We start from the raw sequence: 16597 nt of genomic DNA, 5'->3' as shown, positions 1-16597 counted from the left end.
CTGCGGGCTTGCGTTGCGATGAAAAACTAGGGCTGCGGTTCCTTCGGCGGGCCCCACCAGTGCCAGGCCGCCAGCAACAGCGGCATGCCCAGGCCGATCCAGGACCACCAGTCGCCCCAGCCATCGGCCAGCAGCGCGGTGACCAGGCCCGTGCCGCTGGCCAGGCCGACGGCGAGCGGCCAGCCCCACAGGCGCCAGAACGGGCGGCGCATCAGGCGCGGGCCCTGGCGGGGGCCGTGCCGGCCTGGCGCGCCGGCGCGCGCTTGCGCCACCACAGCACAAGGCCCGTCGCCAGCACCACGATGGTCGCGAGGTCCAGCAGCGCCCACAGGATCTGCATGGGCAGGCCGCCGTAGTCGCCGAAATGCAGCGGCTGCGAGACCAGCAGTGTCTTGAGGTACCAGGGCAGTTCGCGGCTGTCGGTCACCTGGCTGGTGGCGGCGTCGACCAGCACCGGCTTGAGCAGCTTGGCCGTGACATGCTCGCCGCCGCGCAGGAACACGCCGTAGTGGTGCGGGCTCGCGAAGCTGGTGCCCGGGAACGCGACGAACGCCACCTTCATGCCGCGCTCGTGCGCCAGCGCGGCGGCCACCGCGCCCTGCAGCGAGCCGGGCGAGGCCAGCGGCGGCTTGTCCTTGTACGGCGCGAGCATGGCCGCGACCTCGGTGGACTGGTAGTACTTGACCAGGAGGTCGGCCCAGGCGTTGATGACGCCCGTAGCGCCCACCACGGTGAACCAGACCAGCGTGACGATGCCGACCAGGTTGTGCAGGTCCAGCCACTTGGCGCGCGCGCTGCGTTCGCGCCGGATCTCGCCGAAGCGCAGCTTGCGCATGAAGGGCGCGTACAGCACCGCGCCCGAGACCAGCGAGGCCAGCAGCAGCACGCCCATGAGGCCCAGGAACAGCATGCCCGGCAAGCCCATGAACAGGTCGATGTGCAGCGACCGCATGATGTACATGAAGCCGCTGTCGAGCGAGGGCTCGCCCAGCGCCTGGCCGGTGCGCGCGTCGACGGCCACCTGCTTGAAGCCCGCCGTGGCGTCCGGCGTGGGCGCCAGCGTCACGTACCAGACGCGGTCGTCGTCCTCCTCCTGCGAGGCGAACATGCCCTGCAGCGTGGGGTGGCGCGCGATGGCCGTGCGCATCACGGCGTCGAGGTCGGCGCGCGGGGTGTTGGCGGGCATGTCTGCCGCCTCGATCTCCGTTCCCAGGAGATGGCCGATCTCGTGGTGGAAGATCAGCGGCAGGCCGGTGATGCACAGCAGCAGCATGAACACCGTGCAGACCAGGCTGGACCACTTGTGGGTCCAGGTCCAGGTGCGGATGGCGCGGGTGCTGAGCATCTTCTCCGGGATCAGAAGTCGACCGACGCGCTGAGCGAGAAGGTGCGCGGGCCGCCGACGACCAGGTAACCAGAGTTCGGATAGCCGCCGCTGGAAGCCCAGTACTTGCGGTCGAACAGGTTGTCCACGCGGGCACGCAGCGTCACGGCCTTGCCCTGCACTTCCATCAGATAGCGCACACCGGCATCGAAGCGCGTCCAGCCCGGCACGCGCAGCGTGTTGGCGGCGTCCACGTAGCTGGCACCCGTGTAGAGCACGCGGCCGTCCAGCGCCAAGCCGCGCACGGCGGAAAGCTCCCACTCGGCGCCCAGGTTGGCGAGCACGCGCGGCACGCCGATCACGCGCTTGCCTTGCGTGGCGGCATCGCCGGTGGTCTTCTGCTCCGCGTCCAGCCAGGTCAAGCCACCCAGCAGCTTGACGCCGCGGGCCGCCTCGCCCCAGGTGGCCAGCTCCAGGCCGCGGTGCTCGTCCTCACCCGATGCACGGAAGATCTGGTCGGTGCCGGTGAAGGCGCTCGGCTTGGTGATGCTGAACAGCGCGGCGCTGGCGCCCAGGCGGCCAGCGTCGTACTTGAGGCCGATCTCCTTCTGCCTGGAGACGTAGGGCGACAAGGTTGTGCCGATGTTCACCACCGGCTGGTTGTTGGCCGTGGCAGGCGCGGTGCCGCCCTGGATCAGCGATTCGATGTAGTTGGCGTAGACGGACAGTTGCTTGCTGGCCTTGAACAGCACGCCGGCCACCGGCGTGTTGCGGCTCTTGTCGTAGCTGCCGGTCACCACGCCGGTGCCGCCGTATTCGTAATCGGTGGATTCGAGCTTCTGGTGGCGCACGCCCAGCGTGATCAACAACTGGTCGTCGAGGAGCGACAGCGTGTCGCCGATCGCATAGCTGGTCAGCTTGACCTCGCCCTGCAGCTGCGGCGATGCGACCGTGCCGCCGAAGAAGGCGTTGGCGCTCCAGGCCGGCTGCGCGTACGACGTCGGCCGGTACAGCCCGGTCGCCAGCGAGTTCAGGAAGTCGAAGCCGTAGGCGTTGTCCTTTTCCAGCGAGAAGTGCGAGGCCGAGACCACCCACTCGTGGCCCACGCTGCCAGTCTTGAGCTTGCCGCGCAGGCCGATTTCCCCGGTGTCCACACGGTCACGGCGGCCGTTGTCGAAGCGGTAGGTGGTGCCGGCGCCGGTCGTGGCGTCGTTCACCTGCAGGTTGGCCAGCGAGTTGAGTTCGCGGCTGCGGCGCATGCCGTAGGCAGCGTAAGCCGTCAGGCTGTCGTTGATGTCCCACTCGCCGCGCAACGTGCCGAACACGTCGCGTTCGTTCGAGAACGACCAGGGCTGGGCGAAGTTCTTGCTGCCGTCCGGCGCGGCCGGCACGGCGGTCACGCCGCCCAGCGAGACGTTGGGTCGAGTTTGCTGCAGCTTGTTCTCCTGCCAGCCCAGGTCGCCGGACAGGCGCACGTTGCGGCTGCGCCAGTCCAGGCCGATGGCGGCCAGGCTCAGCTCGGCGTCCTCGCCACTGACCGCGGTGCCGCCGTCGCGGCGCGCGACATTCAGGCGCACGCCGGTGCTGCCATCCGGGCCGAAGCGGCGCGCGATGTCGGCCGCCGCATTGACCGCACCGCCACTGCCCACGCCCAGCGTGACGCGGCTCAGCGCTTCGTTGGGCGCGCGCTTGGGCAGCAGGTTGATCGCACCACCCAGGCTGCCGTTGGGCGAAGCGCCCGTCAGGAAGGCCGAAGCGCCGCGCAGCACCTCGACGCGTTCGAACAGTTCGGTGGCGATGTACTGGCGCGGCAGCAGGCTGTACAGGCCGTTGTAGGCCGTGTCGTCAGAGTTCAGGATGAAGCCGCGCACGAAGTAGGCTTCCTGGAAGTTGCCAAAACCGCGTGCCGTGCGCACGCTCGGATCGTTCAGCAGCACCTCGCCCACGCTCTTGGCCTGGCGGTCCTGGATCAACTCGTTGGTGTAGCTGGTGATGGAGAACGGCGTCTCCATGTTGTCGCGGGTGCCCAGGATGCCTGCACGCCCGCCGCGCGCCACCTGCCCGCCCGCGTAGGGAGGAGACAAGCCCTCGGCCGACGCGTCGGCGCTGGCGTTGACGGTCACGGTCACGGTGGACAGCGACTTCTCCCCGGCAGCCGGCGCAGCCTGCGCCCACACGGCATGCGACAGGCACAGGGCCAGGGGCGTCAGCGCGCAGCCGGCGGCGGCGCGGAAGGAAGAGGAACGGACAGGCATGGCGAGCTCACCCAAATGGGGGTTTGGTTGGCTGGCTCGGCAGATGGCGTCGGGAAGACGCGTGCCTGGCTGGCAGGGGACGGCGAGTTTACGCCTGCCCCTGCCAGAAATGGACCGAAACGTTGCGCATCGGCAACGCCCCGGGCGCTTGCAAGAACCGTTTCAACGCAGCAGCAGCACCGGCACCTTGCTCTGGCTGACCACCTTGGTGGCGACCGACCCCATGAGCAGGTTGCCCAGCGCGCCATGGCCGTGGCTGCCCAGGGCCAGCAGGTCGTAGCCGCCCTGCTCGGCGGCCTGCGCGAGTTCGTGCGCCGGGTGGCCCACCTTGAACTCGAACTGCGCGTCCACGCCCTTCTGCGCGAAGAACGCCTTCACGGGCTCGAGCACCTTGTCGGCCTCTTCCTGGTAGTAGCCCTTGACCGTGTCTGGATTGACATACGAGGCCGCGCGCTTGGGCAGCTCGAGCACCACGGTGAGCACGGTGTAGGTGTTGCCTGCGGCCAGCAGCTGGTGCTGGGCCAGGTAGGCCAGCATGCGCTGGGTCTGTTCGCTGCCGTCGACGGCGATCAGGATCTTCATGGTCCATCTCCTGGGTTGGTTTTGATGAATCCAGTATCTGCCCAAGGCTGCGCGCAGGCCCTGATCTCCCTCAAGCCAGCAGGCGAAAGCAGCCGGCGCGCAAGGCAAAATCCCGCCCCGATGACCCCCGTCCCGACGCCCCCCGCCACCGACCTGCCCCGCTGCACCTGGTGCGGCACCGACGCGCTGTACCGGCACTACCACGACACCGAGTGGGGCGTGCCGCAGCACGATGCCCGCATGCTCTGGGAGATGCTGATGCTGGAGGGCTTCCAGGCCGGGCTGTCGTGGATCACGATCCTGCGCAAGCGCGAAGGCTTTCGCCGGGCCTTCGCGGGCTTCGACCCGCAGCAGGTGGCGCGCTTCGGCGCCGCCGATGTCGAGCGCCTGATGGCCGATCCCGGCATCGTGCGCGCACGCGCCAAGATCGAGGCCACCATCGCGGGCGCGCGGATCTACAACGCCATGCAGTCGGCCGGAGAGGACTTCGCCGCGTACTGCTGGGCCTTCAGCGGCGGCCAGGTGCTGCGCGGCGACGGCGTGCACTTCGCCACCTCGACGCCGCTGTCCGAAGCCATCTCCAAGGACCTCAAGAAGCGCGGCTTCAAGTTCGTGGGCCCGACCATCGTCTACGCCTGGATGCAGGCCATCGGCATGGTGGACGACCACGCCGCGCACTGTTTCCGGCGCGCGCAGCAGGCCCGCTGAGGCCCTGCCCGCCCGTGCGGCCGCCAGGCCGCACTCACTTCGGGCGCACGCGCAGCACCCGGCCCTCGGCGCTGTCGCTGAGCAGGTAGAGCGCGCCGTCCGGCCCGGCGCGCACGTCGCGCAGGCGCTCGCCCAACTCCTGGAACAGCACCTCCTGTGCGCCCGGCACGCCGCCGCGCAGGGGCACGCGCCGCACGCTGCGCTCCTTCAGCGTGGCGACGAACAGGCTGCCGCGCCATTGCGGAAACAGCGCGCCGTCGTACCAGGCGAGCCCGGCCGGCGCGACCGAGGGCGTCCACTCCAGCAACGGCGGCGTGATGCCCGGCAGCGCGCGGTAGGGCGTGATGCGGGCATGGGTGTAGTCGATGCCGCCCGTGGTGAGCGGCCAGCCGTAGTTCGCACCCGGCGCGATGCGGTTGAGCTCATCGCCGCCGCGCGAGCCGTGCTCGTGCGCATAGAGCACCCCGTCCACCACCACCAGGCCCTGCGGGTTGCGGTGGCCGCGGCTGTAGATCTCGGGCAGCGCGCCCGCGGTGCCGATGAAGGGGTTGTCGCCCGGCACGCGGCCATCGGCGTCGATGCGCAGCAGCTTGCCCAGGTGGGTGTGCAGGCGCTGCGCGTCGGTGCGCTCCAGGTTGCCGTCGCCCATGCCCAGCACCAGCGTGCCGTCGGGCAGCCAGGCCAGGCGGCCACCGAAATGCTGCGTCGCCTTCTTCGCCGGCTGCGAGGTGAACACGGGCGTCACCTCGTGCAGCTGCGCACCGTCGAAGCGTGCGCGCACCACCCGCAGATGGTTGGCCTGCGGCGTGCCGTGGGCGAACGAGAGGTACAGCAGCCCGTTGTCGGCAAAGCGCGGATGCAGCAGCAGGTCGAACAGCCCGGCCTGGCCCACCGCCATCACCGCCGGCAGGCCTGGCACGGGCGCGCTGCGCAGGGCCAGCCGGCCATCGGCACCGGGTTCGATCACGCGCAGCCGGCCCGGCCTTTCGGTGACCAGCATGCGCCCGTCCGGCAGGAAGGCCAGCGCCCAGGGGTGGACGAGGCCGGCGGCCACGGTGTCCACGCGGTAGTCGGCGGCCAGCGCCTTGCCCAGGAACACCATGGCCAACAGCAGGCCCATCCATCCATGTCGCATCATCGGGGCAGTATGGAACACCGTCCCTTCGCATGACGTCACCAAACCCTTCGATGGCTGCGGGTAGCGCGCGGCGGCCCCTTCCCTTGCCGGCGCACCTGCTGGCCTTGGTCGCGGCTTGGCTGCTGGCTGCGGCCTGGGGTTCCGTGGTGCAGACGCAGTTCAACCTGCAGGCGCTGGTGGCGCTCGACGTGCCGGTGCCGCCGGGCCTGCGCGCGCGCACCACGCTGCAGGACCTGGCCGGCTTCGCGCCGGTCTACGCCGGCATCCTGGCCGCCGGCTGGCTGCCGGCACTGGGCCTGGCGGCCTGGCTGGCGCGCCGCTGGCCGGCGCTGCGCACGGCCCTGTTCACCGTGGCCGCCGGCGCCGGCATGGTGGCGGCGGTGCGTGCGGTGGACGCGTTCGCCCCCATGCCGGTGTTCATCGACGCCACCCGTGGCTGGCCCGGCCTGCTGGGCATGGCTGCGGGCGCTGCCCTGGGCGGCTGGCTCTACGCGCGGCTCGCCGCACGCACCAGGCGCTGACCGCCCGCGCGTGGCTCAGGCAAGCGCGGCCTGGCGCGGCCCCTGCGCCGGCTTGGCCGGCACCGCGGGCGCGGCACCCGGTGCCAGCCTGCGCTGCGCGATGCGCTCGGCCAGGTAGGCCGCATCGCGCGCCACGCCGCTGAAGCGCCCCGAGCCCCAGGTGTGCAGCCAGGGCAGGCCCAGGAAGTACAGGCCGGGCACGGCCGTCACGCCGCGCTCGTGCACCGGGTGGCCGCGGCCGTTGAACACCGGCGCGTCGAGCCAGCCGAAGTCCGGCGCGAAGCCGATGCACCACACCACCGCCGCGATGCCGGACTGCGCCAGCGACAGCGTGGCCCGCTCCTCGCCCGGCCGCCAGACCGGCTCGTAAGGCGCGCCGGCCGGCGCATCGATGCCGCGTTCGGCGATGTACTTGTCGATGGACGCGTTGATGCCGTTGTAGGTGCGGTCGGCCTGGTCCAGCACCTCGGCCAGGCGTGGTGCGAAGCGCAGGGTGTCGCCGTCGGCGTCCAGCCCCTGGAGCACGCCGAACAGGTCCATGCCCTCCAGCGCGAAGCGGCGCAGGTCGATGTCGCGCCCACCGTCGCGGCCGGTCACGTAGTGGTTGGTGTTGTCGCGCACGCCTTCGCGCAGCGGGTGCTGGGTGACGGGCATGTCGTAGTACTGCATGTCGGCCAGCCAGTCGACCACGTCGCGCCCGCGGTAAAAGCGCGCGCAGCGCGGTGCGTCGCCTACGGCCAGCACGACCTGGCGGCCGGCCAGGTGCAGGTCTTCGGCGATCTGCGCGCCGCTCTGGCCCGAGCCCACCACCAGCACCTTGCCGGGCGGCAGCTGTTCGGCGTTGCGGTAGTCGGCCGAGTGGATCTGGCGGACGGACGCCGGCAGGCGTTCCGCCAGGCGCGGCACGATGGGGGTGTGGTAGCCGCCCGAGGCCACCACCACCTGCTCGGCGAAGCATTCGCCCTCGCTGCTGCGCACCAGGAAGCCGCCAGGCGCGGGCCGGACCTGCTGCACCGCCACGCCCTCGCGCAACGGCGCGTCCACGGCCGCCTTGAAGGCCGCGAGGTACTCGACGATCTGCGCCTTCTTCATGAAGCCGTGCGGGTCGTCGCCCGCGTAGGGATGGCCCGGCAGCGCGCACTGCCAGTTGGGCGTGACGAGGCAGAAGTTGTCCCAGCGCTGCGTGCTCCAGGCGTGCAGCGCGCGGTGCTTCTCGAACACGATGTGGTCCAGGCCCCGGGCCTGCAGGTGGTGGCTGAGCGACAGGCCGGCCTGGCCGCCGCCGACGACGACGACGCTGTGGCGGGGGATGGTGGAAGTGGTCATGGTGGCATCTCCTGGAGTGTTCAGGCGGGGAGGAAGGCGATGACGTGCACGCGTGCGTCGGGCAGGCCTGCGAAGGGCGCGGCGCGCGCCTCGGTGTCGGCCAGCTGGTCGTGCGCGCGCGAGCAGGCGAAGCCGTACCTGGCTTCGACGCGCGCGCTGGCGATCGCCGTGGCTTCGCGCACGCGGCGCAAGAAGTCGGCGAGCGGGTAGTCCTGGCCGGGCGTGAAGAAGTCTTCGATGACCAGCGAGGGCGAGTAGGCCAGGCTCTCGCTGGCGTCGGGCCAGCGCAGGCGGTAGTGCATGGCGGGCATGGGCTTCCTTCAGGCGATGGCGGGTTCAACCGCCAGCACGCGCCGGTACCAGTCTTCGTGCAGCGCGGCGCTGCGGGCCCAGCTGTGGGCCACGCAGACGGGCGGCGGCGCGGGCAGGCGCGGCAGGGCCAGTGCCTGCTGCAGGCCGGTGGCGATGGAGGCCACGTGCTCGGGTTCGCACCAGGCCACGGCCGGCGTGCCGTGCAGCGTTTCGGTGAAGGGGGGCCGGCGCGACACCAGCACCGGCGTGCCGCAGGCCAGCGCCTCCAGCGCGGCCAGGCCGAAGCCTTCGACCAGCGAGGGCATGGCCAGCACGTCGGCGCGGCGCATCAGCGCCGGCAGCAGCGCGTCGGGCAGCGGGCCGGTGCGCAGCACGGGCTGTTGCGGCCCTTCGGCCAGGCCGGTTGCGGCCAGCACGGCCAGCCAGTCGCGGCGCGCGGCGCCATGGTCCAGCATGCTGGCACCACCGGCCACGACCAGGCGCGCGTCGGCCCAGGCCGCATCGGCAGCGCGCAACTGCGCGAAGGCCTGCAGCAGCCGCACGCTGTTCTTGCGTTCCTCCACGCCGCCGACCAGCAGCAGCACGGGGCCCGTGCGTTCGGGCAGGCCCAGGGCCGCGACGGCGGCGGCATCGCCAGGCTCTGCACCAGGCCGGTAGCGGGCCAGATCGACACCGTTGAACATGCGCTCGGCCGGCTGGTTCCACTGCACGCGCAAGTGCTGGCACCAGAAGTCGCTGACGCAGGCCACGCCGTCGGCCGCGCGCCAGGCGCGCTCCTGCCAGCGGTTGAGCACCGGTTGGCTGAAATCGTCCAGGTGGTGCACGGTGCGCAGCCAGGGCGGCAGCACGTGGCCGGCCTCGCGCAGCAGCGCGAGCGCGTTGCCCGAGAGGCTGTCCTGCGCGTGCAGCAGGTCATGGCCGCCGCGCGCCAGCAGCGGCGGCAGGGCCGCCACCAGCGTGTCGATGCGCTGCGCCACCTGGGCGACGAGATCGCCCTGCATCGGCGGCAGCGCGATGGTCTCGACCGGAAAACCCACCGTGCGGAACAGCCGCTCGCCAGGCTCTGCGGCGGCGAGCACGGTCACGGCATGGCCGCGCCGAACGAGCGCACGCGCCAGTTCCAGCGTGTGGACGACGCCGCCGCGCGGGCGCAGCGAGTGCGTGAACAGGCCGATCTTCATGCCGCTCTCCGCGGCTCGACGGCCGGTGCGATGAAGGGCTGGGCCGCCAGGTCCCATAGAGGCACACGGGCGTCGCCGAGCTGCAGGGCCAGCACGCTGCCGCGGTGCACGGTGCCCACGTCGGCGCAGGCGATGCCGCGCTGGGCGAAGCGCGCGATGGTGTCGTCGGCCTGCGCCGGCCGCACGCTCAGCACGTAGCCGAAGCTCGGGAACGCGTTGAGCCAGCGCAGCCGCTGCGCCGCGGCCGCGTCGCCCGGCGCCGACCAGTCGGGCACGCTGGCCGGGCGCGGCAGCCTTGCCAGGTCCACGGTGGCGCCCACGCCCGAGCATTCCAGCAGCATCAGCGCGGTGCCGAGCATGCCGGCCATGCTGATGTCCTTGCCGGCATCCACCAGTCCTGCCTCGGCCAGCGCAGGCAGCAGTGCCATGTCGCCACGCAGGCGCTCGGCCGGTGCCGTGGTCGATGCGTTCCAGAACGGCGCATCGCCCTGCCACTGGCCCCGCAGGTCCACCGCCACGAGCACTCTGTCGCCGGGCTGCGCGGCGAAGCTGCTGATCAGGCGCTGCGCCCGGCCCAGCACCGCCACGGCCAGCTGGCCGCTCGCGCTGCGCAGGTTGGTGTGGCCGCCGACCAGCGGCACGCCATAGCGCTCCGACGCGGCGCGCATGCCGGCCAGCACGTCGCGGCCCTGCGCCGCACTGCCGGCCCACAGCGCATCGACCACGGCCAGCGCGCGGCCGCCCATGGCGGCGATGTCGGACAGGTTGACCATCACCGCGCTGTAGCCCGCGAACCAGGGCTGCTGCTCGACGAAGTCCTGCACCAGGCCTTCGATGGCCAGCAGCAGGTGGCCTTGACCGTCCGCGTCGGGCAGCACGGCGCAGTCGTCGCCGTTGGGCACGGCCGTGGCGAAGGAAGAGGGCCCCAGCTGCGGCAGCACGGCCGCGATGTCGCGCTTGTGCGCGAAGCCACGGCTGGCGCGCAGCGCCGTGGCCAGGCCTTGCAGCATGTCGACGTCGAACACGGCGCTCATGACGGCCTCCGCGGCGAGACGACGAATCCCGCGTACGGCGTCTCGCACGGCGGGTAGTGGGCGAGGTCCGCCCGCATCAGCGCGTGCATGCGGCCGTGCAGCACCATCTCGTCCAGCACCTGCCAATGCAGGCGTTCGAACAGCGGCACGTTCTGCGCCTGCACATGGGCCAGGAACTCGCGGCAGCCCAGCGCATGCGCGCTGCTGACGGCCAGGCGGATCAGTTCGGTGCCGAGCGCGCCACTCTGCCGGAACGCGCGCCGCACGGCCAGGCGCGAGCCCCACCACAGGCCCGGCGAGGCCGCATGGATGCGCACGGTGCCCACCATCTGGTCGGCCTCGCCGGCCAGCACGGACGAGGCGACCAACGTGTGCAGGCTGGGGTCGGCGTCGATGGCATCGCGGTCGTCGCCAGCGCGTCCGCCGAACAGGCCCTGCTCCACGCAGAACACCTGGCGGCGCAGCGCGGCCGCCTCGCGCAGCATCCAGCCGTCGCTGGCCCATTGCACGCGGAAGGCCTGCGGCCGGTAGTCGGTGGCGAGTTCGCACCAGGGGATGGCGTGGGCGGTCAGCATGGCGGAACTCCTTCAGGCGGCCAGGGGCGCTTCGGTCACTTCGTAGCGGGACAAGGTGGAGCACGCGGCGCAGCGCCCGCAGCCGGCCTTGATGTCGGAGGCGCGCACGCCCGCCGCGGCCACCAGCGCGCCCAGCGGCTCCAGCACGTTGCGCATGAACTCTGGGCTGGGCGCGGGGTGGTCTTCCAGCGGCGTGCCGCTGATCGGCACGAAGGGCACGACGAAGGGGTAGACGCCCAGGTCCAGCAGGCGGCGGCTGGTGGCCAGCAGCGTCTCGGCGCTGTCGCCCAGGCCGGCCAGCAGATAGGTGCTGACCTGGCCACGGCCGAACACTTCGACGGCGGCTTCGAACGCATCCCAGTAGCGCGCCATCGGCACCTCGGCCTTGCCGGGCAGGATCCGGCGGCGCAGGTCGTCGCCCACCACTTCCAGGTGCATGCCCAGCGTGTCCACGCCAGCGTCCTTCAGGCGCTGGAACCAGGCGTCGGTGTCGGGTGGCTCGCACTGGGCCTGCAGGGGCAGGTCGACGGCGGCGCGGATGGCCTGGGCGCTCTCGCACAGGACGAGCGCGCCGCGGTCGGGCGTGGGCGGTGTGCCGGTGGTCATGACCATGTGCTTGACGCCGTCGAGCTCCACGGCCGCCTTGGCCACCTCGGCCAGCTGCGCCGGCGTCTTGCGTGCGATGGTGCGGCCGGCCGCCAGCGACTGGCCGATCGCGCAGAACTTGCAGGCCTTGCGCCGGCTCTCGTAGCGGATGCAGGTCTGCAGCACGGTGGTGGCCAGCACGTCGGCGCCGTGCAGCGTGGCGATCTGGTGGTAGGGCACGCCCTCTGCCGTCTGCAGGCCGTGGAAGCGCGGCGCGCGCGGGAAGGCGATGCTGGCAATCGGGATGCTGTTGCGCCTCAGCAGGCTGCGGCCGTCCGGCCCCGGTGCGTCGGCCACGAAGGGAGAACTGAAGGCGGTGGCCGTGTGCACGGGCACCATCAGCGTGAGCCCGTCCATGGTCACGGCCTTGTGGTCCGAGGGGCCGGCACCGCCGCGCCGGCTGGCCGCGCCCGCGCTGGGGTCGACCAGGCGCAGGCCCTGGCTCTGCAGCTCGGTCATGAGCTGGCGTGCGCTCTCGGCGGAGGTGGCGACGGGTTCGAGGACGGCGGTGGTCATGGACGTGGCTCCGGGGTCAGGCGACGCGGCGCAGCGGCGCGTCGGTTTCAAGGGGAAGCTCGGTTTCGTCGAGCAGCGGCTCGCCATCGGGCAAGGGCATGGTGGTGCGCGCCGCATCGCGCCGAATCGCCAGGCGCAGCAGCTCGGGGCGCGCGTAGTGGCCCACCGCATCCATCATGCGTTTGCGCTTGGCGATCAGCGCGAAGTCCAGGTCGGCGACGACCAAGCCCTCGCCCTCGGTCAAGGGCTCGGCCAGATACTTGCCTTCGGGCGAAATGATCGCTGTGTGGCAGCCACCGCGCAGCGCGCCCTGCAGCTTCTCGTCGGGCGTGATGGCGCGGATCTGCGCGTCGTGCAGCCAGCCCGTGGCGTTGACGACGAAGCAGCCCGATTCCAGCGCATGGTGGCGGATCGTCACGCCCATCTGCTCCGCGAAGATCGGCCCGACCAGCGAGCCCGGGAACTGCGCGCAGTGGATCTCTTCGTGTTCGGCCATCAGCGCGTAGCGCGCCAGCGGGTTGTAGTGCTCCCAGCAGGCCAGTGCGCCGACGCGGCCGGCGCGCGTGTCCACGGCCGTGAGGCCGGCGCCGTCGCCCTGGCCCCAGACCATGCGCTCGTGGTAGGTGGGCGTGATCTTGCGGCGCTTGAGCACCAGGCGGCCGTCGGCGTCGAACACGAGCTGGGTGTTGTACAGGCTGCTGTGGTCGCGCTCGTTCACACCCAGCACCACCACCATGCCGTGCTCGCGCGCCGCAGCGGCCACGTCGTCCGTCATCGGGCCGGGCACGGTCGGCGCGCGCTGCATCAGCAGCAGGTGGTCCGCGCCCTGCAGCACGGGCGGCTGCACGAACGAGAAGTAGGGGTAGTAGGGCACAAAGGTCTCGGGGAAGACGATCAGCTCCACGCCCTGCCTTGCGGCCTCGCGCAGGGTTTCCAGCACGCGCGCCAGCGTGCCGTCGGCACTCGCGAGGTCGGGCGCGATCTGCGCCGCGGCCGCGCGGACGGTGCGCTGGGCCATCACAGCGTCCAGGTGTCGATGATCACCGCGCCGGCCTTTTTATGGAGCAGCACGACGTCCAGCACATCCAGCGGGTTGATCGGGCGCACGCCCTCGATCAGCGAGCCCTCGCCATGGCCGTACAGCGCCTGCAGCGCGAAGCGGCAGGCGTAGACCTTGCCGCCCTCGGCGATGAACTTGGTGATCTGGTTGTTGAAGTTCTGGTGGCCCGGGAAGGCCTCGTCGCCGATCTTCGGAAAGCCGCGCTTGACACCCAGCGTGACGCCGGGGCCGTACAGCAGCACCGAGGTGTCGTAGCCCTTGCGCTGCAGCCGTGTGGCCTGCAGCAGGTTGACGAAGCCGATCGAGCCTTCGAAAGCCACGGTGTGGAAGGTGACCAGGGCCTTCTCGCCGGGATCGGCCTTCACGTCCTCGAAGACCTTCTCTTCGTAGTCGACCAGGAAGTCGCCGTTGCGGTGGGCGGGGTGCGTGACTTGGGGCATGGTGGTTCCTCGTGCGGTTCGGTGGATGCCGGCGGGATGGCCGGACGCCAGACCTCTTGCGAACGCCGTACCACCGGCTTTGCGGGCCATGCGATCAAGTGCCGATCAAGCCAGCGACAGCGGCCCTGCCCGGCTTCGCCACGGCAGCCGCAGCACACCAGGCCCATGCACCAGCACAACGCGCGGCCGATCCAATCAATGCACCCGATCAATGGCCCGCGTGCACCACGACACGCCGGCGGCGGCCATGCAACCAGGCCGCACGGCAGGCACACTTGCCCCATGCCCTTCGCCCACTGGGTCCACCGCCTCAAGTCCAGCCCGCTGCCGGCCTACCAGCTGATCCCCGACCTCATCGCCGAGGACCTGCAGCAGGGCCGCCTGGCCCCGCGCGAACGGCTGCCGCCGCTGCGCGAGCTCGCCACCCGGCTGCAGCTGAACTACACGACCGTGGTGCGCGGCTTTGCCGAGGCACGCGAGCGCGGGCTGATCGCCTCGCGGCCCGGCATGGGTTCCTTCGTGCGCGGCTCCTTCATCGGCCTGCCGCTGCGCGCCGGCACGGGCGCCGAGATGACCATGAACATGCCGCCCGAGATCGAGGAGCACCCGGCCATGCAGGCGCTGCTGGAGGGTGCCAATGCGGGCCTGGCGGCCGTGCCGCTGCACGACCTCATGCGCTACCAGGACTTCGGCGGCACGCCGCGCGACCGCGCGCTCGGTGCGCAATGGATGTCGCAGTGGGTCGAGGCCGATGCCGCGCGCGTGCTGGTGGCGCCCGGCATCCATGCCGTGCTGCTGGCGCTGGTCTCGCTGCTGGTCAAGCCGGGCCAGAGCCTGTGCGTGGAGGCGCTGACCTACCCGGGCATCAAGGCCATCGCCGCGCAGCTGGGCATGCGCCTGCACCCGCTGGCCATGGACGAACACGGCCTCTTGCCCGACGAGTTCGAGGCCGCCTGCAAGAGCACGCCCATCGGCGCGCTGCACCTGTGCCCCAACCTGCACAACCCGACCACGGCCACGCTGCCGATCAAGCGGCGCGAGCAGATCGCCGACATTGCGCTGCGCTACAGCATCCCCCTCATCGAGGACGATGCCTACGGCATGCTGCCGGCCGCGATCCCGCCGTCCATGGCCGAGTTCGCGCCCGACCTCGTCTACTACGTGAGCGGCATGTCCAAGTGGCTGGGCGCGGGCCTGCGCCTGGCCTACGTGCAGGCGCCCTCCGCCGCGGCGCACCTGCGCCTGGCCGGCGCGTTGCGCGCGACCACCGTGATGGCCTCGCCGCTGGTCAACGCCATCGTGGCGAACTGGATGGAGAGCGGCCAGGCCGAAGCCGTGCTGCAGGCCGTGCGCGCCGAATGCGCCTGGCGCAGCGCGCAGATGCGCCAGGTGCTGGGCCCGCACGGCGTGCGCACGCAGCCGCATGGCTTCCATGGCTGGCTGCCGGTGCCGGCCTCGGACAGCGAGAGCAGCCCGGCCACGCGCATCGCGGCCGAGCTGCGCGCGCTGGGCATCGCCGCGGTGGACGGCACGGCCTTCTCGACCGACCGGCAACCGCCCGAAGCGCTGCGGCTGTGCCTGGGTGGCGGGCTCACGCGCGACGACTGCGGGCGGGCGTTGCATGCCGTGCGCGAAGCGCTGGCATGAAAGGCCTGGCGTCAATACATCGGCGCCCAGCAGGCAAGCTCAGTTGCCCCTGCGTCAGGTCACGCACAGATGGCGCTGGAAACGGCGTCGCCGCTACCGAGCACCGCTCGTGCTTCAGCCTTGGGGGGCTTGATAGCGCAGACCTCACTCAGCGGCGCGATGGACCCATCAGCTCTCACGCCATGATTCCCCTGATCGTCGCCAACACTTGAGCGCCCTGCCCATCCCGCGCCGCAATGTCATCCCGCATGCGCCTGCTCATTCGCCACTCCCGTCCGTCCACTCCCGCAACTTCGCCCGCAATTCCTCCTTGCTCGGCAAGTACAAGCTGTACTCCCGCGCATGGATGTTGGCGTCGGTGGGCAGGGTGATTTCCACCAGGGCCTCGTTCTTCTTCTTGCACAGCACGATGCCGACGGTGGCGTTTTCGGCCTCGGTCTTCACGTGGCGGTCGAAGTAGTTCACGTACATCTGCATTTGCCCGAGGTCCTGGTGGGTCAGCTTGCCCAGCTTCAGATCGATCAGCACATAGCAGCGCAGCAGGCGGTTGTAGAACACCAGGTCGACGAAGAAGTGGTCGCCATCGAAGCTGAAGCGCTTTTGCCGCGCCTCGAACAAGAAGCCCTTGCCGAGTTCCAGCAGGAACTGGCCGATCTGGTTGATGACGGCGGCCTCCAGGTCGGATTCGGAGTAGCCGGCCTGTTCCGACAGGCCCAGGAATTCCAGCACCAGGGGCTCTTTGAGCATGTCCTCCGGCCGGGCCACGACATGGCCTTGTTGCGCCAGCTGGCGCAGCCCGTCCTTGTCGCGGCTCAGGGCCAGGCGTTCGAACAACCCGCTGTCGAACTGCCGGCGCAGGTGCTTCAGACTCCACCCCTGCTGGCTGGCCTCGATCTCGTAGAAGCTGCGCTCGTCCGGGTTGTTGATGCCCAGCAGAAAGACGTAGTGCGTCCAGCTCAGGCTGAAGGGGGCAGCAGCTTGCAATGGCCCAGTTGAAAACTGGGCAATTGCCGTGGCGGAATCGGCGGCGCCCGATCGCCCAGTTGGCGACTGGGCGATGTCTGCACGGCTTGCATAGGCCAGGTAGAAGCGCCGCATGTACTCAAGGTTGCTCTTGGCAAAGCCGCGCCCGAAGGCCTGCGTCAGGCGCTCGGCCAAGCCCTTGAGCAAGGCTTGCCCGTAGGCGGCACGCCCTTGCCCACCTTGCTCGTGCTCGACGATGTGGCGCCCGATCTCGAAGCAGGTGCGCACCTGGACGAGGTCGACGCCGCGTGCCACGGATTGCCGGGCCGCGAGCACCAGCGCGTGGATGCGGGCGTACAAAGGGTCATCG

Annotated in this window: 17 protein-coding genes; 3 read left to right on the top strand and 14 right to left on the bottom strand. The window is 71.0% G+C overall.

All coding sequences use genetic code 11. The annotated features are described in order from the left end of the window. Positions 1 to 26 precede the first annotated feature (26 nt). The 4 genes from ASF44_RS05430 to ASF44_RS05415 form a co-directional block, all read right to left on the bottom strand. Positions 27 to 212, bottom strand: a complete 186-nt coding sequence (locus tag ASF44_RS05430; RefSeq protein WP_056898228.1) for a hypothetical protein — start codon at positions 210 to 212, stop codon at positions 27 to 29. After that, on the bottom strand, positions 212 to 1345 hold the full coding sequence (locus tag ASF44_RS05425) for a PepSY domain-containing protein (RefSeq protein WP_056898084.1): 1134 nt from the start codon (positions 1343 to 1345) through the stop codon (positions 212 to 214). Before ASF44_RS05425 ends, ASF44_RS05430 begins: the two co-directional genes overlap by 1 nt. Before the next feature lie 11 nt (positions 1346 to 1356). After that, positions 1357 to 3579 carry a TonB-dependent siderophore receptor gene (locus tag ASF44_RS05420; RefSeq protein ID WP_056898083.1) on the bottom strand — a complete coding sequence of 741 codons (2223 nt, stop codon included), beginning with the start codon at positions 3577 to 3579 and terminating at the stop codon, positions 1357 to 1359. Positions 3580 to 3741: 162 nt separating this feature from the next. Continuing rightward, the gene (locus tag ASF44_RS05415) at positions 3742 to 4161 is read right to left on the bottom strand and encodes a universal stress protein (protein ID WP_056898082.1); all 420 of its coding nucleotides are present in this window, start codon (positions 4159 to 4161) and stop codon (positions 3742 to 3744) included. Positions 4162 to 4281: 120 nt separating this feature from the next. Here ASF44_RS05415 and ASF44_RS05410 point away from each other — a divergent pair, with 120 nt between their 5' ends. After that, positions 4282 to 4869, top strand: coding sequence for a DNA-3-methyladenine glycosylase I (locus ASF44_RS05410; RefSeq protein WP_056898081.1), 588 nt, complete (start codon positions 4282 to 4284; stop codon positions 4867 to 4869). Between the two features lie 34 nt (positions 4870 to 4903). Here the strand turns inward: ASF44_RS05410 and ASF44_RS05405 are convergent, their stop codons facing one another. Further along, positions 4904 to 6004, bottom strand: a complete 1101-nt coding sequence (locus ASF44_RS05405) for a PQQ-dependent sugar dehydrogenase (protein WP_235579128.1) — start codon at positions 6002 to 6004, stop codon at positions 4904 to 4906. A 53-nt stretch (positions 6005 to 6057) separates the two neighbouring features. Here ASF44_RS05405 and ASF44_RS05400 point away from each other — a divergent pair, with 53 nt between their 5' ends. Further along, complete coding sequence (locus ASF44_RS05400; RefSeq protein ID WP_056898079.1) at positions 6058 to 6528, top strand: hypothetical protein; 471 nt, start codon at positions 6058 to 6060, stop codon at positions 6526 to 6528. A gap of 15 nt (positions 6529 to 6543) precedes the next feature. On the opposite strand, the gene ASF44_RS05395 is transcribed toward ASF44_RS05400, so the two are convergent. The 8 genes from ASF44_RS05395 to ASF44_RS05360 all read right to left on the bottom strand — a co-directional run bounded on the left by ASF44_RS05395 (position 6544) and on the right by ASF44_RS05360 (position 13617). Then, positions 6544 to 7854, bottom strand: coding sequence for an MSMEG_0569 family flavin-dependent oxidoreductase (locus ASF44_RS05395; protein WP_056898078.1), 1311 nt, complete (start codon positions 7852 to 7854; stop codon positions 6544 to 6546). 20 nt (positions 7855 to 7874) lie between these two features. Further along, the gene (locus ASF44_RS05390; RefSeq protein WP_056898077.1) at positions 7875 to 8165 is read right to left on the bottom strand and encodes an MSMEG_0570 family nitrogen starvation response protein; all 291 of its coding nucleotides are present in this window, start codon (positions 8163 to 8165) and stop codon (positions 7875 to 7877) included. 9 nt (positions 8166 to 8174) lie between these two features. Continuing rightward, on the bottom strand, positions 8175 to 9347 hold the full coding sequence (locus ASF44_RS05385) for an MSMEG_0565 family glycosyltransferase (RefSeq protein WP_056898076.1): 1173 nt from the start codon (positions 9345 to 9347) through the stop codon (positions 8175 to 8177). After that, on the bottom strand, positions 9344 to 10381 hold the full coding sequence (locus ASF44_RS05380) for a sll0787 family AIR synthase-like protein (RefSeq protein WP_056898075.1): 1038 nt from the start codon (positions 10379 to 10381) through the stop codon (positions 9344 to 9346). Before ASF44_RS05380 ends, ASF44_RS05385 begins: the two co-directional genes overlap by 4 nt. Further along, on the bottom strand, positions 10378 to 10956 hold the full coding sequence (locus ASF44_RS05375) for an MSMEG_0567/Sll0786 family nitrogen starvation N-acetyltransferase (protein WP_056898074.1): 579 nt from the start codon (positions 10954 to 10956) through the stop codon (positions 10378 to 10380). Before ASF44_RS05375 ends, ASF44_RS05380 begins: the two co-directional genes overlap by 4 nt. A 12-nt stretch (positions 10957 to 10968) precedes the next feature. Beyond that, positions 10969 to 12060, bottom strand: coding sequence for an MSMEG_0568 family radical SAM protein (locus tag ASF44_RS05370; RefSeq protein ID WP_056898227.1), 1092 nt, complete (start codon positions 12058 to 12060; stop codon positions 10969 to 10971). A 73-nt stretch (positions 12061 to 12133) separates the two neighbouring features. After that, complete coding sequence (locus ASF44_RS05365) at positions 12134 to 13135, bottom strand: Nit6803 family nitrilase (RefSeq protein ID WP_056898073.1); 1002 nt, start codon at positions 13133 to 13135, stop codon at positions 12134 to 12136. Next, positions 13135 to 13617, bottom strand: coding sequence for an MSMEG_0572/Sll0783 family nitrogen starvation response protein (locus ASF44_RS05360; RefSeq protein WP_056898072.1), 483 nt, complete (start codon positions 13615 to 13617; stop codon positions 13135 to 13137). Before ASF44_RS05360 ends, ASF44_RS05365 begins: the two co-directional genes overlap by 1 nt. A 282-nt stretch (positions 13618 to 13899) precedes the next feature. Between ASF44_RS05360 and ASF44_RS05355 the strand changes: the two genes are divergently transcribed. Continuing rightward, the gene (locus ASF44_RS05355; RefSeq protein ID WP_056898071.1) at positions 13900 to 15264 is read left to right on the top strand and encodes a PLP-dependent aminotransferase family protein; all 1365 of its coding nucleotides are present in this window, start codon (positions 13900 to 13902) and stop codon (positions 15262 to 15264) included. A 258-nt stretch (positions 15265 to 15522) separates the two neighbouring features. Here the strand turns inward: ASF44_RS05355 and ASF44_RS05350 are convergent, their stop codons facing one another. Then, on the bottom strand, positions 15523 to 16587 hold the full coding sequence (locus ASF44_RS05350) for a YhcG family protein (RefSeq protein ID WP_200930554.1): 1065 nt from the start codon (positions 16585 to 16587) through the stop codon (positions 15523 to 15525). Between the last annotated feature and the right edge of the window lie 10 nt (positions 16588 to 16597).

This window comes from Pseudorhodoferax sp. Leaf274 (assembly GCF_001422445.1).
Taxonomy (GTDB): Bacteria; Pseudomonadota; Gammaproteobacteria; order Burkholderiales; family Burkholderiaceae_C; genus Pseudorhodoferax.
This window is presented reverse-complemented; position numbering and strand designations above follow the sequence as displayed.